The organism is Streptomyces actuosus (assembly GCF_016921115.1).
GTDB classification, from domain to species: Bacteria; Actinomycetota; Actinomycetes; order Streptomycetales; family Streptomycetaceae; genus Streptomyces; species Streptomyces actuosus_A.
Genome location: NZ_JAFFZS010000002.1, coordinates 44,747 through 71,277, shown reverse-complemented (window position 1 = coordinate 71,277; position 26,531 = coordinate 44,747). Strand labels below are relative to the sequence as shown.

Annotated in this window: 32 protein-coding genes and 1 tRNA gene; 8 read left to right on the top strand and 25 right to left on the bottom strand. The window is 71.4% G+C overall.

What is annotated here, in order from left to right; all coding sequences use genetic code 11:
• Nucleotides 1-60 precede the first annotated feature (60 nt).
• On the bottom strand, nucleotides 61-1,692 hold the full coding sequence (locus JS756_RS03210) for a metallophosphoesterase family protein (RefSeq protein WP_205381376.1): 1,632 nt from the start codon (nucleotides 1,690-1,692) through the stop codon (nucleotides 61-63).
• Nucleotides 1,693-1,856: 164 nt separating this feature from the next.
• Between JS756_RS03210 and JS756_RS03205 the strand changes: the two genes are divergently transcribed.
• The 4 genes from JS756_RS03205 to JS756_RS03190 all read left to right on the top strand — a co-directional run bounded on the left by JS756_RS03205 (nucleotide 1,857) and on the right by JS756_RS03190 (nucleotide 5,823).
• Nucleotides 1,857-2,207 (top strand): metallopeptidase family protein, encoded by a 351-nt coding sequence (locus JS756_RS03205; protein WP_189219145.1) that lies wholly within the window; start codon nucleotides 1,857-1,859, stop codon nucleotides 2,205-2,207.
• 126 nt (nucleotides 2,208-2,333) lie between these two features.
• Nucleotides 2,334-2,876 (top strand): hypothetical protein, encoded by a 543-nt coding sequence (locus JS756_RS03200; RefSeq protein WP_205381375.1) that lies wholly within the window; start codon nucleotides 2,334-2,336, stop codon nucleotides 2,874-2,876.
• A gap of 227 nt (nucleotides 2,877-3,103) precedes the next feature.
• The gene (locus JS756_RS03195; RefSeq protein WP_205381374.1) at nucleotides 3,104-5,284 is read left to right on the top strand and encodes a DEAD/DEAH box helicase; all 2,181 of its coding nucleotides are present in this window, start codon (nucleotides 3,104-3,106) and stop codon (nucleotides 5,282-5,284) included.
• Between the two features lie 466 nt (nucleotides 5,285-5,750).
• Nucleotides 5,751-5,823: transfer RNA gene (locus tag JS756_RS03190), tRNA-Lys, on the top strand.
• A 342-nt stretch (nucleotides 5,824-6,165) separates the two neighbouring features.
• Here JS756_RS03190 and JS756_RS03185 read toward each other — a convergent pair.
• Nucleotides 6,166-6,414 (bottom strand): hypothetical protein, encoded by a 249-nt coding sequence (locus JS756_RS03185; RefSeq protein WP_205381373.1) that lies wholly within the window; start codon nucleotides 6,412-6,414, stop codon nucleotides 6,166-6,168.
• A 328-nt stretch (nucleotides 6,415-6,742) separates the two neighbouring features.
• On the opposite strand from JS756_RS03185, the gene JS756_RS03180 reads away from it, so the two are divergent.
• From JS756_RS03180 to JS756_RS03170, 3 genes are read left to right on the top strand one after another with little or no spacing between them, the layout of a single operon-like run.
• On the top strand, nucleotides 6,743-6,994 hold the full coding sequence (locus JS756_RS03180) for a hypothetical protein (RefSeq protein WP_205381372.1): 252 nt from the start codon (nucleotides 6,743-6,745) through the stop codon (nucleotides 6,992-6,994).
• Nucleotides 6,969-7,484 carry a DUF6879 family protein gene (locus tag JS756_RS03175; RefSeq protein ID WP_205381371.1) on the top strand — a complete coding sequence of 172 codons (516 nt, stop codon included), beginning with the start codon at nucleotides 6,969-6,971 and terminating at the stop codon, nucleotides 7,482-7,484. The genes JS756_RS03180 and JS756_RS03175 overlap by 26 nt, the downstream gene beginning before the upstream one ends.
• A 6-nt stretch (nucleotides 7,485-7,490) precedes the next feature.
• Nucleotides 7,491-8,345 carry a DUF5753 domain-containing protein gene (locus JS756_RS03170; protein WP_205381370.1) on the top strand — a complete coding sequence of 285 codons (855 nt, stop codon included), beginning with the start codon at nucleotides 7,491-7,493 and terminating at the stop codon, nucleotides 8,343-8,345.
• A gap of 53 nt (nucleotides 8,346-8,398) precedes the next feature.
• On the opposite strand, the gene JS756_RS03165 is transcribed toward JS756_RS03170, so the two are convergent.
• From JS756_RS03165 to JS756_RS03055, 23 genes are all read right to left on the bottom strand, one after another.
• Nucleotides 8,399-8,656, bottom strand: coding sequence for a hypothetical protein (locus JS756_RS03165; protein WP_205381369.1), 258 nt, complete (start codon nucleotides 8,654-8,656; stop codon nucleotides 8,399-8,401).
• A complete protein-coding gene (locus JS756_RS03160; RefSeq protein ID WP_205381368.1) occupies nucleotides 8,653-8,943 on the bottom strand; it encodes a hypothetical protein in 291 nt (96 codons plus the stop codon). Before JS756_RS03160 ends, JS756_RS03165 begins: the two co-directional genes overlap by 4 nt.
• A gap of 3 nt (nucleotides 8,944-8,946) precedes the next feature.
• Nucleotides 8,947-9,789, bottom strand: coding sequence for a peptidoglycan recognition protein family protein (locus tag JS756_RS36500; protein WP_240203200.1), 843 nt, complete (start codon nucleotides 9,787-9,789; stop codon nucleotides 8,947-8,949).
• 55 nt (nucleotides 9,790-9,844) lie between these two features.
• Nucleotides 9,845-10,342, bottom strand: coding sequence for a hypothetical protein (locus JS756_RS03150; RefSeq protein WP_205381367.1), 498 nt, complete (start codon nucleotides 10,340-10,342; stop codon nucleotides 9,845-9,847).
• Nucleotides 10,343-10,353: 11 nt separating this feature from the next.
• Complete coding sequence (locus JS756_RS03145) at nucleotides 10,354-13,089, bottom strand: hypothetical protein (protein WP_205381366.1); 2,736 nt, start codon at nucleotides 13,087-13,089, stop codon at nucleotides 10,354-10,356.
• Nucleotides 13,090-13,098: 9 nt separating this feature from the next.
• The gene (locus JS756_RS03140) at nucleotides 13,099-15,297 is read right to left on the bottom strand and encodes a phage tail tape measure protein (protein ID WP_205381365.1); all 2,199 of its coding nucleotides are present in this window, start codon (nucleotides 15,295-15,297) and stop codon (nucleotides 13,099-13,101) included.
• Nucleotides 15,298-15,324: 27 nt separating this feature from the next.
• Nucleotides 15,325-15,480 carry a hypothetical protein gene (locus JS756_RS03135; RefSeq protein WP_205381364.1) on the bottom strand — a complete coding sequence of 52 codons (156 nt, stop codon included), beginning with the start codon at nucleotides 15,478-15,480 and terminating at the stop codon, nucleotides 15,325-15,327.
• Nucleotides 15,477-15,887 carry a hypothetical protein gene (locus JS756_RS03130; RefSeq protein WP_205381363.1) on the bottom strand — a complete coding sequence of 137 codons (411 nt, stop codon included), beginning with the start codon at nucleotides 15,885-15,887 and terminating at the stop codon, nucleotides 15,477-15,479. The genes JS756_RS03135 and JS756_RS03130 overlap by 4 nt, the downstream gene beginning before the upstream one ends.
• An 8-nt stretch (nucleotides 15,888-15,895) precedes the next feature.
• Nucleotides 15,896-16,375 (bottom strand): hypothetical protein, encoded by a 480-nt coding sequence (locus JS756_RS03125; protein ID WP_307790274.1) that lies wholly within the window; start codon nucleotides 16,373-16,375, stop codon nucleotides 15,896-15,898.
• A 29-nt stretch (nucleotides 16,376-16,404) separates the two neighbouring features.
• A complete protein-coding gene (locus JS756_RS03120) occupies nucleotides 16,405-16,815 on the bottom strand; it encodes a phage tail tube protein (protein WP_205381362.1) in 411 nt (136 codons plus the stop codon).
• Nucleotides 16,816-16,878: 63 nt separating this feature from the next.
• A complete protein-coding gene (locus tag JS756_RS03115) occupies nucleotides 16,879-17,613 on the bottom strand; it encodes a hypothetical protein (RefSeq protein ID WP_205381361.1) in 735 nt (244 codons plus the stop codon).
• Nucleotides 17,610-17,810, bottom strand: coding sequence for a hypothetical protein (locus JS756_RS03110; protein WP_205381360.1), 201 nt, complete (start codon nucleotides 17,808-17,810; stop codon nucleotides 17,610-17,612). Before JS756_RS03110 ends, JS756_RS03115 begins: the two co-directional genes overlap by 4 nt.
• Complete coding sequence (locus JS756_RS03105; RefSeq protein ID WP_205381359.1) at nucleotides 17,810-18,259, bottom strand: hypothetical protein; 450 nt, start codon at nucleotides 18,257-18,259, stop codon at nucleotides 17,810-17,812. Before JS756_RS03105 ends, JS756_RS03110 begins: the two co-directional genes overlap by 1 nt.
• A 10-nt stretch (nucleotides 18,260-18,269) precedes the next feature.
• On the bottom strand, nucleotides 18,270-18,863 hold the full coding sequence (locus JS756_RS03100; protein WP_205381358.1) for a phage gp6-like head-tail connector protein: 594 nt from the start codon (nucleotides 18,861-18,863) through the stop codon (nucleotides 18,270-18,272).
• Nucleotide 18,864: 1 nt separating this feature from the next.
• Nucleotides 18,865-19,071, bottom strand: a complete 207-nt coding sequence (locus JS756_RS03095; protein WP_205381357.1) for a hypothetical protein — start codon at nucleotides 19,069-19,071, stop codon at nucleotides 18,865-18,867.
• A 68-nt stretch (nucleotides 19,072-19,139) separates the two neighbouring features.
• On the bottom strand, nucleotides 19,140-20,555 hold the full coding sequence (locus tag JS756_RS03090; protein ID WP_205381356.1) for a phage major capsid protein: 1,416 nt from the start codon (nucleotides 20,553-20,555) through the stop codon (nucleotides 19,140-19,142).
• Nucleotides 20,556-20,693: 138 nt separating this feature from the next.
• Complete coding sequence (locus JS756_RS03085) at nucleotides 20,694-21,368, bottom strand: HK97 family phage prohead protease (protein WP_205381355.1); 675 nt, start codon at nucleotides 21,366-21,368, stop codon at nucleotides 20,694-20,696.
• Nucleotides 21,365-22,579: a phage portal protein gene (locus JS756_RS03080; protein WP_205381354.1), complete on the bottom strand. Its 1,215-nt coding sequence runs from the start codon at nucleotides 22,577-22,579 to the stop codon at nucleotides 21,365-21,367. Before JS756_RS03080 ends, JS756_RS03085 begins: the two co-directional genes overlap by 4 nt.
• A 13-nt stretch (nucleotides 22,580-22,592) precedes the next feature.
• Nucleotides 22,593-24,155: a terminase large subunit domain-containing protein gene (locus JS756_RS03075; RefSeq protein ID WP_205381353.1), complete on the bottom strand. Its 1,563-nt coding sequence runs from the start codon at nucleotides 24,153-24,155 to the stop codon at nucleotides 22,593-22,595.
• Nucleotides 24,118-24,399, bottom strand: coding sequence for a hypothetical protein (locus tag JS756_RS03070; protein WP_205381352.1), 282 nt, complete (start codon nucleotides 24,397-24,399; stop codon nucleotides 24,118-24,120). Before JS756_RS03070 ends, JS756_RS03075 begins: the two co-directional genes overlap by 38 nt.
• Nucleotides 24,400-24,579: 180 nt before the next feature.
• A complete protein-coding gene (locus JS756_RS03065; protein ID WP_205381351.1) occupies nucleotides 24,580-24,873 on the bottom strand; it encodes an HNH endonuclease in 294 nt (97 codons plus the stop codon).
• A 72-nt stretch (nucleotides 24,874-24,945) separates the two neighbouring features.
• Nucleotides 24,946-25,197 (bottom strand): hypothetical protein, encoded by a 252-nt coding sequence (locus JS756_RS03060; RefSeq protein ID WP_205381350.1) that lies wholly within the window; start codon nucleotides 25,195-25,197, stop codon nucleotides 24,946-24,948.
• Nucleotides 25,198-25,403: 206 nt separating this feature from the next.
• Entirely contained in the window at nucleotides 25,404-25,604 is a 201-nt protein-coding gene (locus JS756_RS03055; RefSeq protein ID WP_205381349.1) for a hypothetical protein, read from the bottom strand.
• A gap of 404 nt (nucleotides 25,605-26,008) precedes the next feature.
• Between JS756_RS03055 and JS756_RS03050 the strand changes: the two genes are divergently transcribed.
• Nucleotides 26,009-26,227, top strand: coding sequence for a hypothetical protein (locus tag JS756_RS03050; protein WP_205381348.1), 219 nt, complete (start codon nucleotides 26,009-26,011; stop codon nucleotides 26,225-26,227).
• Nucleotides 26,228-26,531 lie beyond the last annotated feature (304 nt).

Below are 26,531 nucleotides of genomic sequence, written 5' to 3'. Positions count from 1 at the left end.
TCGCAGCGCCTCGGGGACGTGAGAAGCATATGGGATGGCGGGAGGTATCGCCAAAACGGTTTACGGAGCCGCCGCGGACGGGGTGCGCGGCGAGGCCGCCGAAGGGGGCGGGGAGGCGCCGGGCGAGGTACGGGGCGAGGTGCCGGGCGACGGGGTGGCGCCCGGTTGGTTCTCCTCCACCAGATGACGGCTGACCTCGGCCGTCGCCAGTCCCAGCCCGCCCAGCCGGATCTCGTCCCAGGCCTGGAGGCGCCGGGTGTCCCGGTCGAGGTAGAGGATCGACGCCTCGATGGGGTCGGGGTACTTGTCCTCCACCGCGCGCAGCCCGCTGCCGCCGGTCGAGCCCTCCACACGCAGCCGGGTGCCGTACTTCATGACCTTCATCTGCTCGTGGTGGATGTGGCCCGCCAGGGCCAGCGGGACGTCGCCGTCGGTCTGCCGGGCGGCCACCGGCTCGTGCGCGACGGCGATGTCCACCGGTGTGCCGGCGGCCTTCTGCTCGCGCAGGGCCGAGGCCAGCCGGGCGCCCGCCAGCTCGTTCGCCGCGTCGCCGCCGGGCACCTTCGAGCGGTCCGGAGTGAACTGCGGGTCGCCGATGCCCGCGAAGCGCACCCCGGCGATCGTCACCGCGCGCCCGTCGTCCAGGACGTGCACGTTCTTCAGGTGCTCCAGGTAGCGCTGGGTGAGGCGCGAGTCGTGGTTGCCGCGGACCCAGACGTACGGCGCGCCCAGGTCCTCGACGGGGTCGAGGAAGCCGTTCTCGGCGGCCGTGCCGTGGTCCATCGTGTCGCCGGAGTCGACGATCACGTTCACGTCGTACTGCTCCACCAGCGAGGCGATGATCTTCCAGCCGGCCGGGTTGAGGTGGATGTCGGAGACGTGCAGGACGCGGACGGTCGTCGGGTCCGGCCGGTAGGCGGGGAGGGTGGAGGTGACGTCGTACAGCTTGGTCACGTTGGTGACCAGGCGGGCCAGCTCCTGCTGGTAGACGTCGAACTCGGTGACGATGCTGCGCGCGTCGCCGACCAGTGAGGGCGCCGACGTCAGCAGACCGGAGAAGCGGGGCTCCAGCACGGACTTGGGCTGCCAGGTGGCGTACGCCGTCGCGCCGGACGCCGCCAGCAGCATCAGCGCCATGCCCCCGGCGGCCAGGGCGCGGCGCGGGCGGCGGTAGACGGCGAGGCCGAGCGCGGTGGCGCCGGAGACGACGGCCACACAGGAACGCAGCGCCAGGTCGGCCGCGCCGCGCTCGACGTCCCGGGTGACCTCCTGCTGGAGCCCGGAGAGGCGTTCGGGGTGGTCCACCAGGGCCTGGGCGCGGACCGGGTCCAACTGGTCGACGTTGACGTCGAGGCGGACCGGCGCGATGTGGCTGCGCAGCTGCAGGGCGCCCAGCGGCGACACGTTGATCTTCGTTCCGCCGGTGAGGGAGGGGCGCAGGGTCATCGTGGTGTCCATGGGGCCGACCGGCACCCGGACGTTGCCGACGATCAGCAGCCCCAGCCAGCCGCCCAGCAGGACCACGGCGACCAGTCCGGCGGCACGGGCGGCCGGGTGCGGCTGGGGGGTGAGCGTCGGGGCCGGTGCGGCGCGGTGCCGTCGGCGGGGGCGGCGTGCCCGGCGGACGAGGGACTCGGGGACGTGGACGATCCGGTTCAGGGCGTTCCGGGCTGCGGCGAGGACGCTGGCCATTGGGCCCGTATGCCCAGGCGCGCGCACCGTCATGCGCGCCGGTGCCGGGAGCCGGGTGCCGGCGGCCGTGGGGTGCCGGGCGCGGGGGTCGCGCGCGTGCCGACTGCCGGCGGCCCTCCGCGCGGCCGTGACGCCGGACGGGCGACGTGCCGGACAATGGCCGTGTGCTGGAGATGACGCGCGAGGAGTTCGAGGAACTGGTCGCCGAGGCGCTCGACCGGATTCCGCCGGAGCTGACGCGACTCATGGACAACGTCGCGGTGTTCGTCGAGGACGAACCGCCCGCCGACGATCCCGAGTTGCTCGGGCTGTACGAGGGGACTCCGCTCACCGACCGGGGCGAGTGGTACGCGGGCGTGCTGCCGGACCGGATCACCGTCTACCGGGGGCCGACTCTGCGGATGTGCGAGACCCGGGAGGACGTGGTCGCCGAGACCGAGGTCACCGTCGTGCACGAGATCGCCCACCACTTCGGGATCGACGACGCCCGGCTGCACGCCCTGGGGTACGGCTGACGCGGCGGCGGGCGGGCCGCGCGGGCGGGCCCGCGTGCCGATGGCGCGGATGGCCGGGGCGCGTGTCCTCCCGCAGGCGGGGGGAGTTGGGCACGTCGACTCTGACTCACCCCGGAGGTGGCTTCCGTGCGCCCCTTGTACGTACCCGTCCGCCTGGCCGCCGCAGTCATGGCGGTCGCCGCTGCCGCCGGCTGCATGAGTGTGGGGGAAGGCGACGGCAGCCAGGCCCGGCCTTCGCAGTCGGCCGGGCAGCGCGGCGGTGAGGAACCCGACGGCAGGCCCGCGGCGGTGCCGGGCGGTGCGGGCGGTGTGGTGGGCCGGAGCGGTTACACGCACGAGGTGGAGAGTCCCGGTGCGGACGCCGAGGCCGGCGAGTCCGCCTCCCCCTCCGTCACGTCGGCGCCGCAGCCCAGCGCCAGCACGAGCGCGAGCGCGTCCGCCGCGCCGCGGCCCGACCGCTCCCCGAAGCCGGACGTGCCCTCGCCGGCCGGACCACGGCCGACCCCGACCAGGACCACGCCGTCCCCGGAGCCGCCGCCCCCGCCGTCCCCGGAGCCGCCGGCGCCCTCGGACCCGCCGCCCGCCGAGCCGTCGTCGTCGGCGCACGAGGAGACCTTGCCGCAGCTGGCACAGCGCGAGCCGGCTCCCGTGGCGGGGGCTCCGGCGTAGCGGCCGGACCCCGCATCGACGCCGAGGTCGGAGGGCCGGTTTGCGTTCCGGGGCAGGGGGTGCGTATGGTGGTAGATCGTTTGATCCCATTTGCCCGGCGCCATCGCAGAGCGCGCCGTGTGGCGCGTACTCTCCCTTGCCGTGGCGGACCGCATTGAGGCGGTCGTAATGCGAACACGGAGTTGACGGGCGCGTGCCGACGAGACTCCGGAAGGTTTCGCATTCGCATGTCCATTTCCAGCACTGATCACGCCGTCGTGCCCGAGGCCACCGAGGCCGAGGAAGCCACCGCGGCGGCCGTCGAGGAGACCGCCGAGGCCGGGCGCGAGGAGACCCCCGAGGTCACCTTCGCCGACCTCGGTCTCCCCGAGGGCGTCGTGCGCAAGCTCGCGCAGAACGGCGTGACGGTCCCCTTCCCGATCCAGGCCGCGACCATCCCGGACGCCCTGGCCGGCAAGGACATCCTCGGCCGTGGCCGCACCGGCTCCGGCAAGACCCTCTCCTTCGGTCTGCCCACGCTGGCCCGGCTGGCCGGCGGCAGCACCCGCAAGCACAAGCCTCGCGCGGTCATCCTCACCCCCACCCGTGAGCTCGCGATGCAGGTCGCGGACGCCCTCCAGCCCTACGGCGACCAGCTCGGCCTGAAGATGAAGGTCGTGTGCGGCGGCACCTCCATGGGCAACCAGATCTACGCCCTGGAGCGCGGCGTGGACGTCCTGGTCGCCACCCCGGGCCGGCTCCGCGACATCATCAACCGCGGCGCCTGCTCCCTGCAGGACGTGGAGGTCGCCGTCCTGGACGAGGCCGACCAGATGTCCGACCTGGGCTTCCTGCCCGAGGTGACGGAGCTGCTGGACCAGGTGCCGGCGGGCGGTCAGCGCATGCTGTTCTCCGCGACGATGGAGAACGAGATCAAGACCCTCGTCGACCGGTACCTCAACGACCCGGTCAGCCACGAGGTGGACGCCGCCCAGGGCGCGGTGACGACCATGTCGCACCACATCCTCGTCGTGAAGCCCAAGGACAAGGCCCCGGTCACGGCCGCGATCGCCTCCCGCAAGGGCCGCACCATCATCTTCGTCCGCACCCAGCTCGGTGCCGACCGCGTCGCCGAGCAGCTGCGCGACGCCGGCGTGACGGCCGACGCGCTGCACGGCGGCATGACGCAGGGCGCCCGCACCCGGACCCTCGCGGACTTCAAGGACGGGTACGTCAACGTGCTCGTCGCCACCGACGTCGCCGCCCGCGGCATCCACGTCGACGGCATCGACCTCGTCCTGAACGTCGACCCGGCCGGCGATCACAAGGACTACCTGCACCGTGCGGGCCGTACGGCGCGTGCGGGCCGGACCGGCACCGTCGTGTCGCTGTCCCTGCCGCACCAGCGCCGCCAGATCTTCCGCCTCATGGAGGACGCCGGCGTCGACGCCGCGCGCCACATCATCCAGGGCGGTGCCGCCTTCGACCCGGAGGTCGCCGAGATCACCGGCGCCCGCTCGATGACCGAGGTGCAGGCCGAGTCCGCGGGCAACGCCGCCGCGCAGGCCGAGCGCGAGGTCGCCCAGCTCAACAAGCAGCTCGACCGCGCCCAGCGCCGTGCCACCGAGCTGCGCGAGGAGGCCGACCGGCTCGTCGCCCGGGTCGCCCGTGAGCGTGGGGAGGACCCGGCCGCCGCCGTCGCCGAGGCCGCCCTGGCCGCGGCCGAGGCCGCCACCGGGGCGTCGGTGCCGGAGCAGCCTGCCGCCCAGGACGTGGACCGGGCGGAGCGCGCCGAGCGTACGCCGGCCGCGGCGCCGTACGAGCGCCGCGAGCGCGACGAGCGCCGCCCGTTCAACCGGGACCGGGACCGTGGCTTCGACCGCGGCGGCGACCGGGGTGGTGACCGGGGCGGCTTCCGCCGGGACCGGGAGCGTGGCTTCGAGCGCCGTGACGACCGCGGTGGTGACCGTGGTGGCCGTTCCTTCGAGCGCCGCGACGACCGCGGCGGCGACCGCCGTCCGTTCGACCGCGACCGCTCCTTCGACCGTCGGGACGACCGCGGTGGTGACCGTGGTGGCCGTTCCTTCGAGCGCCGCGACGACCGCGGCGGCGACCGGGGTGGTGACCGGGGCGGCTTCCGCCGGGACCGGGAGCGTGGCTTCGAGCGCCGTGACGACCGCGGTGGTGACCGTGGTGGCCGTTCCTTCGAGCGCCGTGACGACCGCGGTGGCGACCGGGGCGGCTTCCGCCGGGACGACCGCGGTGGGCACCGCGGCAGCGACCGCCCGTTCAACCGGGACCGCCGCGACGACCGCCCCGGGTTCCGCTCGGGCGGCCACGAGCGCCCCTACGGCCGCCGCGACGACCACCGCACCGGCGGTTCGCACGGCCGCCGCGAGGACAAGCCGCGCTGGAAGCGCAACGGCTGACCCGGCCGGCGGACCCCGACGGCACCTGAACGGCACAGCGCCGCGCCCTGCCCGGGGCGCGGCGCTGTGCCGTTTCCGCACCCCGCGCGGTCGCCCTCCGGCTGGACGGTGGTCTCCCGCCCGTCGGCGCCTCCACCGCGTCCGTGGTGGGCCGCACCGGACCGCGGCCGTCGGGCCGCGCCACGACCCGCTGCCGCCCGGCGGCCCGACGGCGTGAGGAAGGCCACCGAGCGGCTCCACGGGCCGGCTCCGCCCGACGGCTCCGGAGCACCTGGCACCGGTTCAGGGAACGGCAGCCATGGGCGAGTACGGCGGGCGCGTCGGGGCACGCCGGGGCGCGCCGGGCGTGCGAACCGGCTGATCCCCGACACTTACGGCGCCTTCGCACCCCGGTCGGGGCCGTGTCACCGATACCCGATCGGCGACGCGGCCACGTCCGGCTATGCTCGGGGAGGCGACATCGCCTGGGCCCTTAGCTCAATTGGCAGAGCAGTGGACTTTTAATCCATTGGTTGTGGGTTCGAGTCCCACAGGGCCTACGACTCAGCCCCAGCTCAGAGTGCATCTGGACTGGGGCTGACGGCACTTTCGGGGCGTGGGTGATCGTGAGCTCAGTCGAAGCTCAACCGAAGTGCGGACGATCAAGATATGGAGCGGCCCCGGCCGGTTGACTCTGCAGTTGCCGGCCGGGGCCGCTCTCGTGTCGGTCGGGCCCGTTCCTCAACGATGAGCGGGCCAGGGCCCGTAGCGCGGGCGGCCCGCCCCCTGATCTGCCGTCAGGCGGGCCGCTCGCCTCTCCCACGCCTACGGCCTCGCCCGATGACCAGCGCAGGGAGCGTGAGACGGCCGTCCCCTACGGGGGCAGGGACGGCCGCCGGTCTCTACCGGCCGTATGGGCCGCTGGAGTACGTCTGCCGCGGGACCGGCACACACCGCTGGGCGTGGACGTGGACCGTCGTGCCGGCGCCGCTCGCACTGTGGTGGTCCACCGCTACGTACTCCTGCCCCGGTCGGACCGGCTTGTCGCAGCGCACGCAGATCTTCACCGGGGCCGCCAGCATCAGCCGCGTCCACGCCATCCCGGTCTCGCACTGGCCGACGTCGTCCACGCACTGCTCGCACGTCGCCACGTGCTCCTGGAGGCCACGGTTCGCGGCCCGCCGGGCCTGCTCCCGCCCATCGACGGGAGGGCTATCCGATGCGGCGCGAGCCTGCGTAACCTCTGCCATGTCGACTCCATCCAGTCGGCCACACCCCGGGAGGTCTGCGGCCTCGCCGGGGCTCTGTCGTCCCTGCCGACGCTACGAACTGCGGCACTGTCCCGACTACGAAGTTGCACCGAATTACAGGCAAATCGAAGCTCCTGGCCATGGCCGACATGCGCTCTTGACCGTGTGATCCACGAGCACCACCGTGGTGTAAATCGCTGCAACCGACTAGCGCGGGAGGCCAGCCATCATGAACATTCACTTCGTCGGGATCGACCCCGAGACGGACGAGGACGGATGCCCCACAGTCTGGGTGGACACCAGCACAGCCGATCTGCTGATCCAGAGCTACCAGGCCGACAACGAGACAACGGCGACCTGCGACGCACTGTCCCCGGCCCGGGCGCCGATCCCGCCCGGTGAGACCGTCATCAGGGTCCCGGCCCGCATGATCCCCATCATCAGGAAGGCGTGCGATGAGCTCGATCCCGGAGTTCGCTGAACTCCTCGCCGACACCAACCAGTCGGCCGTCCACCTGGAGATGCGAGACGCCTACTACAGCAACCCCCGCTTCGAGGCATGGCAGAACGGCGAGCGCATCGACTGGGACGACCGCCCTTTCTGGTGGCGGCCCTTCCACCAGGACATCGCGGACGCCGTCGCCCGCGGCGTATCGGTGCGCCGCGCCCGGGTCGTGTCCGAGCCGGTGACCGACTACATCCGCTGGGAGCACTACCAGACCCGCGCCAACGTGGAGGCCGGCGAACAGGTCCGTTGGCTGCCCCGGCACCGAGCGTGGGACCTGCTCCTGCCCGGCGCCGATCTGTGGATCTTCGACGGGCGCCTGATGCGCGTCCACCACTTCTCCGGCGCGGGCGAGTGGATCAGCAAAGAACTGTGCGACGACCCTGCCGTCGTCGACCGGCACGCCGCTGCGTTCGAACAGGTCTGGGAGCGAGCCGTCCCGCACGACCAGTACGAGGTCAAGTAGCAGACGATGTCCACCTTCCCCACGTCCAGCGTGCAGGAAGCGCGCGCAGCTCTCGCGGCCCGGCTACGGGAGCTGCGCCTGGACGCGGGCATCACCAGCAAGGAAGTCGCGCGCCTGGCGGGTTGGTCCGTCGCCAAGTCCTCCAGGGTCGAGAACGCCGTCACCGTTCCGGCCGACGCGGACATCCGGGCATGGTGCGCGGCATGCGGCGCCGACGACCAAGCGGACGACCTGATTGCGGCCAACCGGCAAGCCGACGCGATGTACCTGCACTGGAAGCGGCTCCAGCGCACGGGCATGAAGCAGCTGGCGGAGACGTCCGCGAAGCTGTACGAGCGCACCCGCCTGTTCCGCGTGTACGCCTCGCACGTCATGCCCGGCTACCTCCAGACGCCCGGCTACGCGACAGCCCTCATGGGCACGATCGCCGGGTTCCGCGGCACGCCGGACGACGTTGCAGAGGCAGTCGAGGTCCGCATGCGGCGCGCTCGGGTCATCCACGAAGGTGACCATCGGTTCGCGACGCTCATCGAGGAGGACGTCCTCCACCACCGGATCGGCGACCAGGACGTGATGGCGAGCCAACTCGGCAACCTCATCGCTGCAATGGCTCTGCCGTCCATGTCTCTGGGCATCATTCCGGCTACAGCCGTCAGGCAGGGTGCGATGTGGCCGCTCGAACAGTTCACGGTCTTCGACGATGCGCGGATCCACGTGGAGCTGCTCGCCGCGAAGGTGACCGTCACCGCGCCAAGCGAACTGGACATCTACCTGCGGGCGTTCGCCAGGCTTGCGGAGCTTGCCGTATACGGTGCTGAGGCACGGGCCCTGATCCTGAAGGCCATCGAGACCCTGCACTGAGCCCAGGAACGACGAAGAGCCCCCTCCCGCCCGTAGGCGAGAGGGGTCCGTGGTCAGTGGGCAATCAGCTCGTACAGGCCGATGCCGATCGCCGCCAGGCTGGTCAGCGCGGCGATCGACGGCAGCGGCCAGCGCCCCCGCTCCAACGCGTCCAGGCGCCGCTCGTGGTCGTCCAGCTTCTTGTCCGTCTGGTCGCCGCGTTGGTGGAGCAGAGCGAGCGAGCCATCGACCCGGGCGAAGCCGGCCTCCAGGCTGCCGCGGATTCGTTCCAGCTCGACCACGACGGACGGCGTCGGCTCCGGCGTGGTCATTCGCGGCTCGCACGGACCAGGGCGGCGATCTCGTCGGTCGACTCGTACCGCGGCGGCCGGGCGTAGCCGAGGGCCACACCCGCTGCCGCCTGTAGCCACGGAATGCTGAGATGCTCGGCGGCCCGTTCGACGAGCCTGAACAGCAGGTAGTACGCGGCAGCCACGGCGACGGTGACGCCGCCGGCGACCGCGGTAGAGTCGGCGTGCAGGCCGAGGCCGGACAGGACCGTCACGGCCCACCCGGCGAGCAGCGGCACGACGGTACGCAGGATCGAGGGCAGCAGCATGGTTCAGGCTCCCTTCGACGCCGCGGCGATGTCGTCGAGCACCTTGCGGGCTCCAGCCTCGGCGGCGGCCTGGGCCTCCGCGGCGGTGAGCCCACCGCCCTCCGCGAGTCGGGTCACGACCGCGCTGAGCGCGGCGACCTGAGCCGTCAACGCCTGCACGGCCGCGCTCGTACCGCGCAGGTACGCGTAGGCGTCCCGCGTCTCGTCCTTGCCCTTGTACGACCAACCCGCGTAGGGCACCAGCCTTGCGTGCAGGTCGGCCAGCTGCTTGGCCTGAGCGTCGGTCAACGCCATGTCGTCCTCCTGATTGCTCGTCTTGCCGGTAGCCCGGGCGACGATCCCCGGGAACACCACTGCGTGGAACTGGCGCACCCGGGCGTCGCCGGGGCATTCGGTGCCGCCCGTCGACCACTCGGGGTACAGCCGGTGGTAGCCGTAGCCGGGGTCGTCCCACGTGCGGCAGATGCGGAGCGGGATGCCGTGATGCTGGTGCAGCCACAGGCCGAGCCGGATCAGCTGCTCGATCTGCTCGGGCGTCCACGCGTCGGTGTGGTGCAGGTTGGACGCTGTCTCGATGCTCACCGCGCCCGTGCCGTCCGGCCGACGGTTGGCGCGGTAGTTGGCGTCGGCGCGGGTCTGCGTGCCGATGAACTGGCCGATCGACCCGTCGTAGTCGAGCCCGAAGTGGGATTCCAGGTTGGTGGAGTCGCGCCAGTACTCGTAGATGCGCTGCTCGTCCCACGGGGCGGCGATGCTGTGCATGATGAACTGCGTCGGCCGGATCGCCGGTTGCGCGTCCGATTCCGGCTGGAGCTCCATCTTCTTGGCGCCGGGATACCAGGCCATGGGCCCTCCAGAGATGATGAAGGCCCCGGCCGGGTGGCACGGGGCGGAGCGGTGTCTACGCGGCGGCCTCGTAGTGGCCGACGCCGCGGATGCTGTTGCCGGACGCCCAGGTGAACGGGCTCAGCAGGTCGACGAGGCCCGAGTTCGCCACGGCCGTGCCGTCGGGCTTGCCCGAGGAGATTTCCAGTCCCATCTGCGTGGTGCTCAGCAGGCGTGATCGGGCGACCACACGGGCGTTGCCCGAGAACGACAGCTCGACCGCCCCGGCCGCGTTGACCGCGGACGCCGCGGTGACGGGCAGGGTGAACTGCCAGTTGTCCGCGGCGCTGCCCCCACCGAAGTTGGTCGTCGAACCGAACACGATGTCCATGCGCCACCAGACGGTCGTGGCGGACACGGCGTATGCGCAGTCCAGCGTCGCGTTCCCGAAGCTGGGTGTGTTGGCGCCGGTGGTGGTCGACCATGTCGGCGTCCACGACGACCAGGTCGGCGAGATCGACAGCAGCCGATTGGCGCTCAGCTTCATGCCGGGCTGCCACGGTTCGTAGGTCACGGCGCTCTCTCCTACAGGGGGACGATGGCGGGCTCGGCGACAGGGACGTCGGTCCCGGACGCGTGCGTCTTGCTGATGCCGTTGACGGAGCGGATCACTGCCCACGCCTGCGGGGACGAGGAGCCGGTGATCCCGGTGACGGTGACCCGCTCTCCGCCGAGGATCGCGTCGAAGGGGAAATCTCCCGGGTAGTCGCTGCTTGTGATCCACAGCGGGCCGTCGGTGACGGCCACGGACAGGCTGGTGGCGGTCTCGTCGACGCCCGCCGCGAGTTCGCTGCCGTCGGTGTCGACTCGGGAGTCGACCTCGGCGACGCTCCAGGGCCCGGCCGGGGTGCAGACGAAGTAGACGTCCCAGCTGTACTGGTCGAACGACTCGGTGTAGCCCTGCACGATCAGGTCGATGTCGCCGGGCGGTACCCATGGCGGCGGGTTCGTGATCCGGATCAGGTCGCCCTGGTCGACGGCCAGCGCGTCGTCGATCAGGTGAGGGGCTGCGGCCAGGTCGACGTGCACGACCGGATAGCGGGGGCCGTCCCACGTGCCCAGGTGCAGCCGCCAGTACGCGATCGGCTCGGCCTGGTCGTCGCTGTCCAGCGACAGGTCCACGGAACTGTCGTAGCGGCCGATGCCGTCGGGCGGCATCTGGACGGACAGGGCGCCGTCGGCTAGGACCGCGCGGCCGGACGAGCCGTCGATGCGCCGCACGGTGACGTCGTTGGTGACGTCGGCGTCATCGTCGGTCGGTTCCAGCGGCGGGGCGACCTCACCATCGGCGGTGTAGTCCAGCGTCAGCGCCGGTGCCTGGTTGTAGAGGGTGGCGCGGCCTCGGATGCGCAGGGCGGCCCGGGCCCGGTGTTCCATGAGGATGCCGCCGTCGGAGTCGGCGCACTCGCCGACCAGGTCGAGCAGCGACTTCAGGCCCTGGGCGCCCATCAGCTCCTGCTCGGCGATGATGCCCCGCACGGTCAGCGGCAGGTCCTCCTCGCCGGCCAGGCGCAGCGCACGCTCTCCGGCCGGGTCGCCCTGCCAGGCCGTGATGGCGTTGACGTAGGCGTTGGTCAGGAACGTGCCGAACACGGCGATGTGCCCGAGGGCCATGCCGTCCAGGTCGGAGGAGTAGCCGTCGGGTGGCGAGGAGACGCTGGAGACGGTGCCGGCGGTGCCCGAGTAGCTGCTGCTGTAGGTGCCGAAGTCGCCGCCGACGTCCTGCCAGGAGATGGCCCAGGTGACGGTGCCGCCGGACTCGGACGTGCGCAGGTTGCACGACGTCCACTGGTTGAACAGGTCGCTGCCGGTGCCGATGAGGACGTCGACGACCGTTGCGCCGTCGCCGTCCAGGCCCAGCACGCGGGAGGCGTCGTTGCGGGACTGGACGTACCAGGTGCGCACGGTGCCGGTGGCCGTGATGGTCATGAACGTGCGCAGCGTGGTCGGGGCGGTGTCCAGGCGGTACAGCCAGATCGTCTGCCAGCCGGTCGTCGCGGTGGTCGGGGCGGGCACGAGGCCGCGCATGGTGGGCAGCGCGCCGCCGGCGGAGGTGAGGACGGGCAGCGGGGCGGAGGAGATCAGGCTGGTGCTCTGGGCCCAGGTGACCCCGGTCATGGGCATCGGCTGGACGCCGGGGATCGGGGAGCCGGCCTGGGTGGACTGGGCGCCGTCCTCCATCGGCCAGTAGGCGAGCGGGTTGAAGGTGGGCACGCGGCGGGTCAGTGGGGAGGACAGGAGCGCGGTGCCCTGCCCGTAGCGGCGCAGGATGCCGGCCGCCTCGACCGGGGTCCATACGTCGTTGCCGCTGACGTCCCAGCGGGGCGGCCAGGCGGAGATCTCGCCCACGAAGCGGTCGGCCCGCTTGCGGACCTGGGCGGTGCCATTGACGGTCCACGTCAGGCCGGTGCTGTCGGTGAAGGACGTCGCGCCGTCGGCGAGCGACCGGAAGTCGGGGGCGGCGACGAGGGTGCCGTCGATGCCGTCGCGCAGCTGGAAGCGGGTGGCGGTGCCCTCGAACGGCTGCCGTACCGGAGTGGTGGTGGAGTCGTTGGCGCCGAGGGTGAGCGGGCTGGTGGTCGACTGGACGCTGGTCGTGTCGGACCCGATCAGGTCGCTGTAGATCTGGGTCCAGGGGCCGTCGATGGAGTCGGCCTGGTAGAAGCGGCAGGTGTAGCCGCCGGCCCCGTTGTCGACGTCGAGCGTGACGCGCAGGGCCGCTCCGCCGTACAGGTGCTGCGCGATGAACGCGGCGCCGGACACTGCGGAGGCGTTCAGCCACTGGATGACGAGGTATCCGGTGGAGTAGCGGATGTTCCAGGAGCGGTCGGTGTTGGTCTCGCCCCACTTGCCGATGATGATGTGGCTGGTGGTGGTCGACTGCATGTCGCAGTCCAGCTCCACCCGCACGTCCAGGTCGCCGGTGATGTCCAGGGCGCCGGTGTGCGGGGTGGAGACGGTGCCGGAGGCGTCGCCGTCCAGCTCCAGGTGTGCCTCGCCGGCTGGGACGTGCACGCGGACCTGGGTGTTGCGGCCGATGAGCCCGTAGTACGGGCTCATCGGGTTGCCGGGGCTGTACTTGCCGTTCCGGTTGTTGAAGGTCAGCGTGCAGCGGCCCGGGTCGGAGCGGACGCCCTCGTCACGTCGGCCCCGGACGATGGTCATCAGGTCGCGGGTGTAGACCTCGGCGGTGACGTCCGTCCACACACCGCCGACTCGCAGGTCGACCCCGATGTCGAGGGGGGTCACGGGGAACGCCACGCTGCCTCCTCACGCCCGGCCGAACGCGGTCTGTGCCGTGCCGCGGCCGTCGACTCGGACGATCTTTCGGAACAGTTTCTTCAGGTCCTCGTCCGCGCCGCGGACGTCGATGACGATGCGCTGCGCGCCGCCGGCCGCGGCGCCGAGCGTGGGGGCGAGGCCGGGAGCGGTCAGGAGGCGGCCCGGGGCGGCCATCTCCGGCTCGATGAGCGTGCGCATGGTGCGGTCCAGCTCGGGGCTGGTCTGCTCGATGCCCTGCATCACGCCGGGCGGGATCCAGCGGCCGACCACGTCGGCCATCACCCGCGACGGTGAGCCGATGCCCAAGGCTTTCGCGATCGGGCCGGGGATCATGCTCTTGGCCCAGGAGATCAGCTGGCTCTTGATCCAGCCGCCCATCGAGCGGATGCCGTGCCACAGGCCGGTGACGACGTCCATGCCCTTGCCGTACAGCAGGGAGCCGAGGGAGCCGACCGCGTGGGCGATCCGGCCGGGCAGGCCGCTCATCCACGACACCAGGGCGAGTGTCTTCTGTACGGCGGTGTCCTTCATGTGGCCGAAGTAGCCGCCGACCAGGCCGGGCACTCTGGCCAGCCAGCCGACCGCGGCGAGCACGCTGCTGATCGCGCCGGACACCTTCTGCCATACCCAGTCCCAGGCCATCTGGGTGTACTTGGTGACGGTGTCCCAGTTCGCGACGATCAGCGCGACCAGGCCGATGATGATCGCGATGACCCAGCCGACCGGGCCCATGGCGATCAGCCACTGGGCGGCCATGGTCGCGGCCCAGGCGATCGCCCGGGCGGCCATGATGGCGAACTGGGCGGCGGAGACGAGCGCGGCCCGGATGACGCCCAGGATCCAGGTGCCGATCGCGGCGAGCGCGGATCCGGTCCAGGCCGCGGCCGTGGTCAGCGCGGACGCCACGGCTCCGGCGGCGATCCGCAGATAGGCCATCAGGCCGACGCCCATCATGCGTAGCCAGTTGCCGATGACGCCCCAGGTCGAGGCGTTGATGATGGTGTTGGCGGCGGTGACCACGGAGGAGATGGCCGAGTACGTCATCATCGCGCCCTTGACGACCAGGACGACACCGGCGAGGCCGAGCAGCGTGTACGCGAGCGGCTCGAACACGGCCTGGTTGTCCATGGCGAACTGGGCGAAGGTGCCCCCCACGGCCGTGATGTTGCTGATCGCCTTCCGCTTGAACTGCGTCAGGGCGGTGGAGGCGTTGTCCCGCAGGGCATCGGACGAGTCCTTTGCCGATCCGGCGAAGTCGTCCATCGACCCGGACGCGCCCTTGAGGGACTGGAGGAAGGCGGGGATGTCCTTGACGTTGAGGTCTTCCAGCGGGGTGCCGAACAGGGCGATGGCCGTGTTGGCCTGCTTCGCCGGATCCTTGATCTTCAGTAGGCCGTCGATGATCTTCTGCGTGGCGCCCCGGGCCGTGTCGCCGCCGTTGAGGATGGCGTTCGCCATCTTCCCCGCGTCCAGGCCGATCGCCTTGTAGGCGGCCTGCGACGAGGTCGACATGTCCGTGGACCGGATCGTGAACTCCTTGATCGCATCGCCCGCCTTGTCGATGCCGAACATGCCCTTCTTGCTGGAGTCGACCAGGACGGAGAATGCCTGCTCGCCGCTGTAGCCGAGGGTGTCGAAGAACTGGCTGTACTCGTCGGAGGCGTCGAGGACGTCCTCGCGCAGCTGGGCCGGGACCTTCTGTGAGGCGGCGGTGATCAGGTCGAAGGCTTCCGTCGAGTCGCGCGCCAGGCCGCTGTTGATGAGTGTTCCTGCGGTCTGGACGGCCCGGTCCACGTCCACGTCGAAGGTCTCGGCGAAGCCGAGCGCCTGCTCGGTGGCGGTCTGGAGGCCGGCGCTGGAGGCGTTGGTCATGCCCTTGATGGAGGACATCACGGAGCCGACCGCGGTGTTGACCTCGTCCATCGACTCGCCGTAGGCGTCGGCGTAGACGCTGCCGGCGACCTTGCCGACCCGGGCCGACTGCTCCTTTGACAGGCCGAGCTGGGCGGCCAGTTTGTCGTTGGCCGCGTCGATGTTGAACGACTCGAAGATGCCGCCGGCCAGGGCCGCACCGGCCCCTGCGGCAATCGCCTGCGCTGCGGTGTTGAACCGCTCCTTCGCCCTCGACAGCCCTTGGCCGGTGCGGTCGCGGGCGACCAGGTTGAACACGAGCGACGTATCGCTCACGCCGAACACCCCCTCGGACAGGGGGCGTCAGCGGCCCCTCTTCAGTTGTTCGTTCGCCTCGTCCTTGGCCTTCTCGTAGGCGTCCAGCCAGGCCAGCAGGGCGTCGGTCTCCTCGACGGTGCACGTGTCCCAGTCGCGGGGGCGCATGCCGAGCAGGTGGGCGGCGTCGCCGAGTCGCCTCATCCGGCGATCGGCAGCTGCGCTTTTCCCTCGTCCTCGGGGTCCTCGAAGGCGTCGGCGATCTCCGCGTCGAGCTTCTCCAGGACGGCGTCCCGCTCGTCGCCGGTCGCCGTGTCGGCGACGGTCTGGCGGATCTCGGTCAGCTCGGCGCGGCTGTACTCCAGGGTCAGCTCGTCCCAGGCGAAATCCACGTCGTCCCACTTGAGGGTGGGGTGTTCCCGCTTGAGGAGTGCGTGCAGCAGCGCGCGACGGCACAGGCTGTTGCCCTTGATGACGTCCTGCGTGAAGTCCGACCAGTTCCGGCCGGTGCGCCGCTCGATCGCCTCACGCTCGGCGGACATCATCCGGCGCGGGTTGTACTTCCAGCGCTTCGGTTCGTCCTGCCCCTCGGGGCTGTAGACCAGGTACACCGTGCTCCCTATCCGGCCCGGTCGGCGATACGCCGGGCCATGTTCTCCATCGCTGCCTCGACAGCGGCCCTGTAGACGCCCTCGCGTCCCTGGAAAGCGCGGTCGAACCAATCGACCTTGCCGTGTTGCTGCACCCACACTTCGCGGTTGCCCCACACCGGATGCCGCCAGCCGCGGGCCCGATTGGTGCGGCGGGGCGCGTTGGGGAAGTGGCGGAGGCTCTTGGTCTTGAAGGCCTTCACGCGGGCGCCGGACCACCGGCCGCCCAGCTTCACCTCGGGGCGGATCTTCCGCGCGATCGACGCCCGCAGCGCGGGCGCCGTCGCCAGGCCGGCCGAGGACATCGCCATGATGCCGCTCTTGGCCTGGGCGGCCCCGGGGCGCAGGGCGGCGCGCAGGTTCGCGGCCAGTTCCTTGCGCAGCTGCTTGCCGTCCTCCTCGGCGCGGATCGCGCGGGTGAGCGCGGCCAGGCCCTCGTGTGTGTCCACGCCGAGGGTGAACGGCGGCCCACCGGCCATCAGGACGTCGCCCGGCTCACGGCGCCCGAGGTCGGGAAGGACACGCCCACGGTCGCCTCGTCGCCGACGGATCCCTGTACCGGGTTCCATCCCTTGATCAGGACCGACCCGGTGTAGGAGGGGTTCGTCGCGGACGCGGCGGCGTTGTCCGGCCGCACCTCGAACGTCACGACGGTGCCGAGCAGCGGCCACATCGTGGCGTCGAGCTGGCTGGTCGCGAAGTCCTGGAGGAAATCGCACGCCAGCTCGGCCGACTTGATGCCGCCGAGGAGTTCCTTCCAGCCGTTGCTGGCGTAGTTGGTGACGTCCTTGTCCTCGACCTCGACGGTCAGCTCGGCCTTCTTCGTGAACGCGCTGAGGTCGGTGCTGTTGATGTTCAGGTACTGGGCGAGCAGAACCATCTTGGGCATGGCGGAGATCCCTTCCAGGGCATGACGAGGGGGCCCTGTGCGGGCCGGGCGGGGTGGTGTCGCCTACCGGATGCCGAGGGAGGCGACGAACAGGAACGACGGGGTGGTGCCGGTGATCGTCCACGCCACGCGCCACCAGGTGTCCGTGACCGGGCTGCCGTCGGTGCGCAGGATCTGCCCACCGGCCGCGGAGGCCGCGTCGAACGTCAGCCGCGTCGTGGGGGAGGCGAACGTGTTGTCGGCCGAGGACTCCACGCGTGCGGTGATGCTGGGCGTGGTGCCCGAGGCGGACAGCACGTGCAGGGCCGCGTACAGCCGCTGCCCCGAGGCGAGGGCGCCGAGGTTCAGGCCGGTGCCGCTGCCGTCGGCGGTGCGGGCGGTACCGGGCGGGTGGGCGAACTCCCCCCGCACCAGCGGCCAACTGCTCTTGGCGGTGCTGGCCCAGGGGGCAATCTCGCCGACGGCGTCGCCCAGCTTGTAGTCCGATCGCAGGGCCTTGGTGAGGTAGGCCAGGTCGCCCACGGCGGCGGCGTTGTTCGCGCTGATCGACCAGGGGCCGACGCCGCCCAGCTGGGCCCAGGACGCGTCGTCGACCTTGCCCGGGTCGCCCGCCTCCCACTGCCCCTCGCCGGAGATCTCCGCCGACCCCAGGCCGCCGAGGAGTTCCTTCCAGCCGCCCGAGCCGTAGTTGGTGGCGTCCTTGTCCTCGACCTCGGCAGAGATCTCGATCTTGTTGCTGTTGCCGGTGAGGTCGGCGCCACCGGCGAACGTGCGGACGTTGGTCAGGATCGTGCTCACGTCGCCTCCCTCTTCGCCTCGGTGCCGGACTTGCGGCGGCGCCGCGGCTCGTCGGCCGGCGCCTCCTCGGCGACGCCGGACGCGATCAGGTGGGCGGCGTCGGCCGCGGGCAGCTCGGCCGCCTCCCCCAGAGCCGGCCACGGCTCCCCGTTGCGGGTGGCCCCCGCGGGCATCTGCACCAGCATGCGAATCCGCATCAGCTGCTCCCGTCTCCGATGACCTTGACCATCAGCTCGGCACCGACGTAGGTAGCTCCCGCGTGCTCGTACCAGCGGTAGCCCTGCACGCGCATCACGTGCAGGTCGTGCGCCAGGCCGCCGAGCGCGTACTCGCCCGGCGTGCCGCGGGCCGCCTCGATCGCCACCTTGAGGGAGGCCTGGCCCGAGCCGGACAGCATGCCGTCGAGGGTGCGCTGGGAGGGCCGGTCGTCGGTGCGTGAGACCAGCACGCGGCAGGTGAAGACGAGTTCGTCCAGGCCGCGCCGCATGGCACGGTCGTAGTCCTGCTCGTACTCGGCCACGAAGAAGTGCGGTGCCACGACGGCGTCCGGGACGTACCCGGTGCACGTCAGGGATTTGATGCCGTCGGGAAGGACGACGGCGGAGGCCGCGGTGGCGATCGCGTCGCGGACGTCGGAGATCTGCACGGCGCCCCCTCTATCCGAACCCGGGCAGGATGTACGGCTCGATCAGCGCCCACACGTCCGGGTCCCGCCGGGACAGGTTGCGCACGCCCCACTCCGCGGAGCCGATGATGCCCTCGGGGGAGTCCTTGCGCTTGTACAGGCGGGTGGCCTGGATCAGCGTGGCCTCGGCGATGTCGTCCGGGACGGACGGCCAGCCGAACTGGGCGGTGATCCGCAGGCGGGTCGTCGCGCTGCCCCACGTGCCCAGCACGCGCAACAGGCCGGTGATCGGCCGCTCGTCGGCCAGTGCGTTGTCGGGGCTGGTCTCGTAGTCGGTGAGGGCCGTCCAGGACGAGCCGGATCCGGTCTCGACGACCAGGCCCGCGGTGCTGCCGATGTCGTCGACGAGGAACAGGTCGCCGTCGTCCTCGCGCACGATCCGGCCGCGCGGGTTGAACGTGCGCTGCACGACGGCCGGGTCGAGCCAGAATCGGCGTCCGCACGTGCGGTCGATGCTCCGCGACGCGGACGTCAGCGCGGAGGCCAGCAGGGTGTCGGCGCTGGTGTCGGCAGTCTCCAGCCCGAGGCGGGTTTTCAGCGCGGTCAGGCTGCTGTAGTCGGTCATGTCACGTCGTCTCGCTACCGCGCGTCTTGCGGCCCTTCGGCGGCGTCGACCGGGACGTCGGCGCGCTGCTCGGGGCGGCGGCCGGCGGCTCGACGTCCCGCAGCCTGAGCTGTTCGTCGACCTGGGCCACGCGGTCGTCCCAGCCGCGGGCCACGTAGCCCTCACGCTCGCGCAGCAGGGCCGCAACCATCGGATCATCGCTTGCCATGGGGACTCCTGTTGGTGAAGTGGTGGGCTGCGGGCCCTCCCCGGGGTGGAGCGGGCCCGCAGCGGGGATCACGCGCCGGTGAACGTCGGCGTCACCAGGCCGGTGCCGGCGACCTTTTGGGCGTGCGCGTACCGCTGGTGCGTGTAGGCGAAGTAGCCGTAGACGACCATCAGGACGCCCAGGCTGGCGGCCTTGGCCTGCTCAGCCCGGATGTACATCGGTGCGTCCGGGTCCTCCCACAGGTGGCATTCCTGCCGGTCGACGAGGTACACCTCGTCCTCGTTGGTGCCGGCGCCCAGGTTGGTGGCGATGTTGTTGTCGACGATGACCGGGGTGCCGTTCGGCAGGACACCGCGTACTCCGCGCCCGTATGCCTCGGCGTAGTTGGCGCCCAGGGTCTGCGCGACGATGCCGGGCTGGGTGATGAGCGGCCAGGTCGACCCCATGGCGTTCTGCATCCAGTACCAGCGGCGGGAGTGCATGACGGCCACGTTGTCGCCCGAGGCCAGGTCCAGGAGCGCCGCCTCGACGTTGGACAGGCCCTCGATCACCTTCGGGTACAGCTCTGCCGCGGTGGGGGAGGCGTCGGTGTAGGCCACGGCGTTGGCGACGTTCGTCAGGCCGGTGGTGGCCTGGTTGAGCAGCTTGCCGTCCAGGTTCGTGGCGTACCGCCGGAACAGGTCGTCCAGGACGACCGCTTCCACGCCGGCGCCGCGCTCGACGGCCTGGCGTGACAGCGTCTGCTGACCGGCCGCGGTCTGCACGTTGAAGCTGAGCAGGGTGTCGTCCATGTCCTGCTCGGCCACCGCGGTGTTCTCCGACGCCTGCACGTCGACGTCGCTCTCGGTGGTGACCCGGGACAGGTTGACGACCATGCCCTGGGCGGGCATCTGGTGCGGACGGCACACGTCGGCGAACGGCCGCTTCGCGGCGGCGGCCGGGGCGTACATGTCGGTCAGGTACTGCGGCACGACGAGGCCCGCGAACGCGCCCGTACCGGCCGCGCGCTGCTGCTGTCCGTCGCCGCGCAGCTGGTCGCCGCGCTCGACGTGCTCCTCCTGCATGTGGCGGGCGAGGCGGCCCTGGGCCGCGTAGTCGCCGAGGAACGCCGACGCGACGTCCCGCTCGAACGCCGCGCCGCGCCGGTCCTGGTCGGGCCGGTAGGTGCGCTCCTCCTGCCCGACGCGGGCCACCTGGTCGTAGGCCGGCCCGCGGGGGACCTGGGCCGCCGGGGTGGTGCGGGCCTGGAGGGCGGCCAGTTCCTCCTCGCGGGCCTGCTCGGCCTCCAGCTCGATCAGGGCCTGCTGCCGTCGGGTGACCTCGGCGTCGGCGGCGTCGCGGCGCTCGATCTGCGCGCGCACCTGCTCCTCGGTCAGGTTCTCGTCGGAGCGCAGCGCCACCAGGGCGTCCTGCTCCGTCCTGCGGTTGGCGATCGCCGTATCCAGCGCGGTACGCGCCTGGGCGATCAGCTCGGCGAGAGTCATCTCGGCCGTCCTCTCTCATGTGGATTCCAGGCGCCCCGTGTCCAGGTCAGACGGCCGCCCGAGGCCATGGCGCCGGGCGGACTCGTGCGCGCGAGCGCAGGGCAGGTACTCCCGCCGGGCGGCGGGAAGATCAGGGGGTCAGGCTCCGGCGATGCCCAGTTCGAGCAGCGCCCGGGCCCGGGTCGCCGGTGCAGCTGCGGGCTGGCGCAGCGCCGCACCGGTGTAGGGGTTCGCGCCGTAGCCGACGATTGCGACGTCGCCGCGGTGGATGTCGTACCGGTTGATCCGGTACTCGGTGTAGTCCGGGGACCACTGCCCCGACTCGATCCGGAACGCGAACGACATCTCGTCGATCAGCCCGGACCGCAGCTTCGGCGCGATGTAGGAGACGTCGTGGTCCGCCGGGTCCAGGGCGGGCGCGTGCACGAACAGGCCGTTCGCGTCCTCGGCCAGCAGCAGGGTTCCGGTCGTCGTGCGGGCCAGACGGCGCAGCTGGTCGTGCCCGAGGACGAGCGGCACGTCGAGTTTCGCGCGGGCGAGGGAGTCGGCACCGGCGCCCTCGGAGACGATCTCGGTGTACGGGCCGAAGTAGTCCCACATCTCGTAGCCCTGCTCGTACACCGAGGCGTGCCCGCGGAACTCCAGGGTGCCGCCGTCGCCGCTGTCGCGGACCTGGACGCCGGACAGCGCGGCGCGGACGGTGGCCCGGGCGCCGAGCTGCTCGGCGCACCGGCGCTGCGAGGGACGGTCGGCGCGCTGGCGGACGTGCTGCGCTCGTTCGGCCGCCGCGGCGGCGAGCGTGGTCTGCGTCATGAGGGTGCTCCCGGTACGGCGGTCGTGGGTTGGGCGGGCACGGAGCGGGCGCCGAACAGTCGGTCGAACTCGGCGTAGTCGTCCTCGGTCAGCGGCGGGCGGTCGTCGAGGGCGCGCGCCTCGGACGGGGTGAGGGTCCGGGAGGTGATCTGCGAGTTGATCGTGCGGGCCCGGGCCTCGGGGTCCATGCGCAGCATGGCGTCCGTGTTGAGCTTCACGTACCGGGGTCCGGACACCAGGCGTCGGCTGAACGCGTCCTCCCGGCGGCCGACGGCCGGACCCAGGTTCATGATCAGGAACTGGAGGTTGCGCTGGGAGATGCTGGCGTAGGTGACGCTGCTGCCGGACACCGCGGCATCGATCAGGTCGGCCGGGCAGCCGAAGAAGCGCGCGATGTCGGTCGTGCCGAACTGCCGCGTCTCCAGGAACGCCGACTGGGAGGCCACGGCCTGGATCGGCTTGTACTCCCAGTCGACGCCGTGGACGAACAGGCCCGAGCTGTCGACGGCCGCCTTGAACTGTTCGCGCGCGATACGGGCCGCGTCCTTGTCGACGATCTTCGCGGTGTTCTTCAGCTCCGCCAGCGGCACGGCCCCGGCGGCGAACCAGTCACGGGCGAACTGCTGCGCGGACAGCGACTCCTCGATCGTCCACGCTGCATACGCCACCGGCGACAGGCCGAGCGGGAACCCGGCCACGGTGTACTGCTTCTCGTGCCAGATCTCCCACGGCTCGTACTCCACACCGCCGATGACGAACTTGGTGATGGTCGGCCCGTTCGCCCGCACCACCACGGAGCCCAGCTCGACCAGGTCGACGCGCCCGGGCAGGCCCCGCCCGTCCGGGCCGATGACGCCCGTGCGCTCGGTGATGATGCCGAAGGTGTTGCCGGCCCGGTCCAGGTCGAACTCGGTGCTGTAGACCCACTCCTTGATGCCCATCGTGGTGCCGCCCGGGCTGACCAGGACGGGAGGCTTGGGCACCTCGACCTGGATGCCGTTGACGCGCCGGTACACGTCGATGGGGAAGCTGCTCATCAGGTCGGCCCGCAGCCGCAGGCACGCCCATACCGCGCTGTTGCGCAGCGCGGTCTCGTTGGTGACGTGCACGCGGCCCGAGCGCCGCTCCCGGGACTGGGCCAGGAGATCCTCGGCGGAGGTGATCTGCGCGTCCCGGGTGAACATCTGCCTCAGCCTCGACACCACGCCCACGGCCCGCCTCCTCTCACGCGAACGAGTCCGCGATGTCGTAGTCGTCGAGCACGTGCGGGCCGCGGATGAGCAGCGCCCACCGGGCGAAGGTGACCGCGCACAGTGGGGAGATGTCGACCAGGGAGGTCGTGCGGTCCAGCGTCCAGGCGTCGCCCTGTCGGCGCGTGCGCGCGCCGTTCACCGCGGCGGTGAGGGGGACCTGGTCCAGGTGGGCGACGGTGCCCTGGTTGATGGCGTCGGCCAGCTGCCCGCACGCCTCGGTGATGTCGCCCGTGCGCATCACGGCCAGGTCGCCCCGGAGCGGGGCGCTCTTGTCCTTGGGCACGTCGATCCCTGCGGCGATCAGGTCGTCGATCAGCGACGCGGCGGGCGCGCCCGAGGAAGCGACCGCGACAGCGACCGGATTCCACAGGGCGTGCAGCCGGGCCATGGCGGGCACCACCCATTCCGTCCCCGGCCGGTGCGCCACGACCTCCAGGTGCACGATGCCGTCCGGGCGCAGCGACGCCGCAGCGATCGCCGCCCCCTTGCGGTCCTGCGACACGTCCAGGGCGAGCGCGACTCTGGACGGCTCCGGCCTGCTCGCCGCGTCGACCAGCCCAGGCCACTTCCCCTTGGGCACGTTCGGGTCGCTCGGCGGCGTCGGCTTCCGGGTGCGGTTCAGGTAGGCGCGGTCGAACTCGGCCGGGTCCATCTTCTCCAGCTCGGCCGCGATGACCTCCTCGGTCACGGTGTAGCCGAGGGCGGGCAGCGTCGCCCGCCAGGTCGCCGGATCCGCCCGGTCCATGTCCTCCGGCGCGAACCACTCGAAGTAACAGGCCCGCGGCCGGATCGCGTCCGGGTCCTCGGCGAGCGCGGCGAACAGAGCCTCGATCAGCTCCCGGCCCTTCTCCCGCTTCTTGTTCAGCCACACCGACTTGGTGGTGCCGCCGGCCGACGCCCACCACAGCTGTGCCATGGCCCGGGTCAGCATCGCCGGACTGAACGCCTGCTCCAGGCGGTCGTCCTCGTGCGCGAACGCCTCGTCGATGAACCCCAGGTCCAACGGGGGTCCGTGCCCGGCCTTCTCCGTGTTCGCGGTGATGCCCATGCGCGAGCGCTTGCCGGGGAACAGGATGGCCTCGTTGCCGTTCGACTTCCGGATCCGGGCGTACCTGGCCAGGTCCGAGCCGGAGATCTTCTCCCAGAACTCGTCCTCCCACCGCTGCCGGGCCATGCCCCGGGTCTGGGCGGCGTAGACGATGTTCTGCTGCTTCCACGCCATCGCCCGGTGTACCTGGGCCCCCAGGGTCAGCTCGGTCTTGCCCTGCTGCCGGGAGACGGAGAGGCCGACCTCCCGGTGGGCGAACAACCCCGTCTCCGGGTCGATCTCCAACGCGACGTCGGACACGTACTTCTGCCACGGCATCGGCGGGGCGCCGAGCTTGGCCATGACCTTCCACAGCTTCGGCCCGAGCGACTTCCGGCCCGGGTGCCGAGGGGTGCCCCAGCGCGGTGGGCACGTGAGCCCGTACCGCTCGTAGAGATCCTCGGCGAACTCAGTCGGGGGAGCCCAGGTCTCCGAGGTCGTCGTCATCGTCAGCGGCCCGCCCCTCCAGCAGTTGGGCGAGCGTCTGCCGTAGCTCGCGGTTCAGCTGAGGCAGGGTCCTTCCGTCATCGGCGTCGGTCACCGCCTCACCGCACGTCTGGCACTCGCCGGACGCCGCCGTGTCGATCGAGCGGGCGAGCGTGTAGGCCATCTCGGACAGCGACGGCTCGACACCGGCCAGGTCGCCGAGCTGCTCGACGTCGCTGCGCACGGCCTCCTCGACAGGGCCCATGGCGCCCCCCTCCAAGATCGTTTCCGGGGCAATCGGCCCGGGGGGAGAAAAATAAAAGCTGGGCGCGGGGTTGCGATATGTCCGATTTCTAAAAATCGTCGGCGCCGACTCGGACTTGGGCCGATCCGCTCCGGATCACGTGCGCGGTCATGCCTATGACCTGCGTCTTTGTGCGCGGCGTCAAGGGCCTGCGAACCAGTCGACCGAGGTGACGAGCTGGGTGACCTCGGCCAGGGAGCGGTCGCCCTTCTCGCTGTTGCACTTGCGGAGGCAGACGGGGCAGCCGTCCACGCCGTGGATGGGCGCCAGGTTGTCGGGGTCGCGGCGGGGTCCGCCCTTGCTCACCGGGATGACGTGGTCGACGGCGTCGGCCGCGCCGTGGCCGCAGACGATGCACACGTCGGACGCGGCGAGAGTGCGGGCACGCATCTGCCGATAGTCGTAGCTGGTGAGTTCGCCGCGCTGGGTGGCCACCCCCCACCCCCCTCCCCCGGCATGGCGTCGGCCCGCACCGGGCGCGGTGCGGGCCGGGCTCACGCGTGTGCGTCAGGCAGCGCGGAAGAGGCAGACTAGGGCAACGCGCTCGCCGGTGAGGGCCTTGCCCTCAGCTGCTGCCATGTGGTCGAGTCGCCAGCCCTGCTCCTCTACGGCGCTGATCTGCTCGGCGATGCCGGTCATCGGCGCAGTGGCCCGGCTGTTCGTGTTCGCCTCGATGAACTTGTAGACGAGGAGGGTCTGGCCGCGCTCTCGCGCCTTGCGCGCCTCGGTGCCTGCCGTGTTGGCCTTGGCGTCGTTCATGAACCCCATGGGTCCCCCCTGGACGGTTGCGGCTGAGGGGCCATCATGCGACCGCTGCGGGAGGCGTGGTGGCACTGTAACCAGTCTGTGACGGGCTGCAACGGTGAGGCTCCCGGGTGCGGTCACCGGGGCTCATCCGCGTCGTTTGGGGCTCGTGTGCGGACACAGCTGTACACCGAGATCGTCACACAGCGTCTGACCTGGGGTCAAGCGACCGTGCGGGCGGCGCGAGTCGCGGCGAGCGCCTGGACGTCGGCGACGGCGTACCAGGGCTGGCGTTGCGTGCCGCCCGCGCGGGTGAGTCGGCCGCGGTAGACGAGCTGGCGGACGCCGCCGAGGGTGATGCCGAGAGCGCGGGCGGCTTGGTGCGCGGTGAGGTAGCCGGGGCGGATGTTCTGCTGCTCCATGGGCCCATGATGCCTGTGAGCGGCCGGGGAGTGCTCAGCGGTGACGCGGTGGCCAGCCCGTCCAGCCCCGCGGTGTTGTGCGGGCGGAGTCCGGGGCCGCGCTGGCGCTTCTTGAGTGCTTGGCGGTGATGAGGGCTGCGACGCCGGCGCATGCACCGCCCAGGGAGGCTACGGCTCCGGATATGGTCTGGATCATCTCCGCGTTGGTGCTGTGTTCGGGGGGACTGGTGAGCCAGATTTGGTAGCCGCTGGGCGGGACGGGCAAAGCGGACTGGGTTTCCGGAGCTGTGCTTGCGATCTCCGTCTTGGTTGGCGAGTTGTGGGCCCCGGTATCGATCCCTGGGCTCGGCGCCGGGGGCGCTGTCAAGAGCAGTGCGATGCCTAAGCCGAGGCCGAGTGCAGCGATGAGTGTCAGCCACAGTGCGCGCCGCCTGCCCGATCGCGATGCCGCCATCTCGTCGTCCCTAGAGCTGACCGTGGCCTTCGCCGTTGATTTCAGTCTCCGCGTTCTCGGCGGACATCGCGCGCTGGGGATGTTCTGGGGGCTCGGACAGGGCTCGAAACTCGAAACTGTGCAGGTCAGGCCCGATATCGGGGGCGAAACCGGTTTCGGGTCGGGGTGAAACCATCGGCCCTTCCCGAAACCGGTTCGCAGGCCCATCTAGCGGAACGAGCGCTCCATCGCCGCGATCGCCTGGAGGGCTTCGGCGCGGCGCTTCTCCGCCTCGGCGGCCTCCTGGTCCGTCCACTGCTCTGGATGCTTACGCACCCACGTCTCGATCACGTCCCGGACTTGCGCGTACTCCGCATGGACGGCGTGGCTCGACTCGCCGTATGGCTGGTGCCCGGCGGCGCAGTAGGTGCAGCTGTCCCCATCGCACGGGATGGTGCGACCAGTGCGGCGCCAGTAGCGACGACCGGGCGTCG

Coding starts and splice junctions, on each gene's coding strand:
- JS756_RS03210 (WP_205381376.1), bottom strand. CDS start 1,692: ATGGCCAGCGTCCTCGCCGCAGCCCGGAACGCCCTGAACCGGATCGTC.
- JS756_RS03195 (WP_205381374.1), top strand. CDS start 3,104: ATGTCCATTTCCAGCACTGATCACGCCGTCGTGCCCGAGGCCACCGAG.
- JS756_RS03180 (WP_205381372.1), top strand. CDS start 6,743: ATGAACATTCACTTCGTCGGGATCGACCCCGAGACGGACGAGGACGGA.
- JS756_RS03175 (WP_205381371.1), top strand. CDS start 6,969: ATGAGCTCGATCCCGGAGTTCGCTGAACTCCTCGCCGACACCAACCAG.
- JS756_RS03170 (WP_205381370.1), top strand. CDS start 7,491: ATGTCCACCTTCCCCACGTCCAGCGTGCAGGAAGCGCGCGCAGCTCTC.
- JS756_RS03165 (WP_205381369.1), bottom strand. CDS start 8,656: ATGACCACGCCGGAGCCGACGCCGTCCGTCGTGGTCGAGCTGGAACGA.
- JS756_RS03160 (WP_205381368.1), bottom strand. CDS start 8,943: ATGCTGCTGCCCTCGATCCTGCGTACCGTCGTGCCGCTGCTCGCCGGG.
- JS756_RS36500 (WP_240203200.1), bottom strand. CDS start 9,789: ATGGCCTGGTATCCCGGCGCCAAGAAGATGGAGCTCCAGCCGGAATCG.
- JS756_RS03135 (WP_205381364.1), bottom strand. CDS start 15,480: ATGAGGCGACTCGGCGACGCCGCCCACCTGCTCGGCATGCGCCCCCGC.
- JS756_RS03120 (WP_205381362.1), bottom strand. CDS start 16,815: ATGCCCAAGATGGTTCTGCTCGCCCAGTACCTGAACATCAACAGCACC.
- JS756_RS03110 (WP_205381360.1), bottom strand. CDS start 17,810: ATGCGGATTCGCATGCTGGTGCAGATGCCCGCGGGGGCCACCCGCAAC.
- JS756_RS03100 (WP_205381358.1), bottom strand. CDS start 18,863: ATGACCGACTACAGCAGCCTGACCGCGCTGAAAACCCGCCTCGGGCTG.
- JS756_RS03095 (WP_205381357.1), bottom strand. CDS start 19,071: ATGGCAAGCGATGATCCGATGGTTGCGGCCCTGCTGCGCGAGCGTGAG.
- JS756_RS03090 (WP_205381356.1), bottom strand. CDS start 20,555: ATGACTCTCGCCGAGCTGATCGCCCAGGCGCGTACCGCGCTGGATACG.
- JS756_RS03085 (WP_205381355.1), bottom strand. CDS start 21,368: ATGACGCAGACCACGCTCGCCGCCGCGGCGGCCGAACGAGCGCAGCAC.
- JS756_RS03075 (WP_205381353.1), bottom strand. CDS start 24,155: ATGACGACGACCTCGGAGACCTGGGCTCCCCCGACTGAGTTCGCCGAG.
- JS756_RS03070 (WP_205381352.1), bottom strand. CDS start 24,399: ATGGGCCCTGTCGAGGAGGCCGTGCGCAGCGACGTCGAGCAGCTCGGC.
- JS756_RS03060 (WP_205381350.1), bottom strand. CDS start 25,197: ATGAACGACGCCAAGGCCAACACGGCAGGCACCGAGGCGCGCAAGGCG.
- JS756_RS03055 (WP_205381349.1), bottom strand. CDS start 25,604: ATGGAGCAGCAGAACATCCGCCCCGGCTACCTCACCGCGCACCAAGCC.
- JS756_RS03050 (WP_205381348.1), top strand. CDS start 26,009: ATGAGTGTCAGCCACAGTGCGCGCCGCCTGCCCGATCGCGATGCCGCC.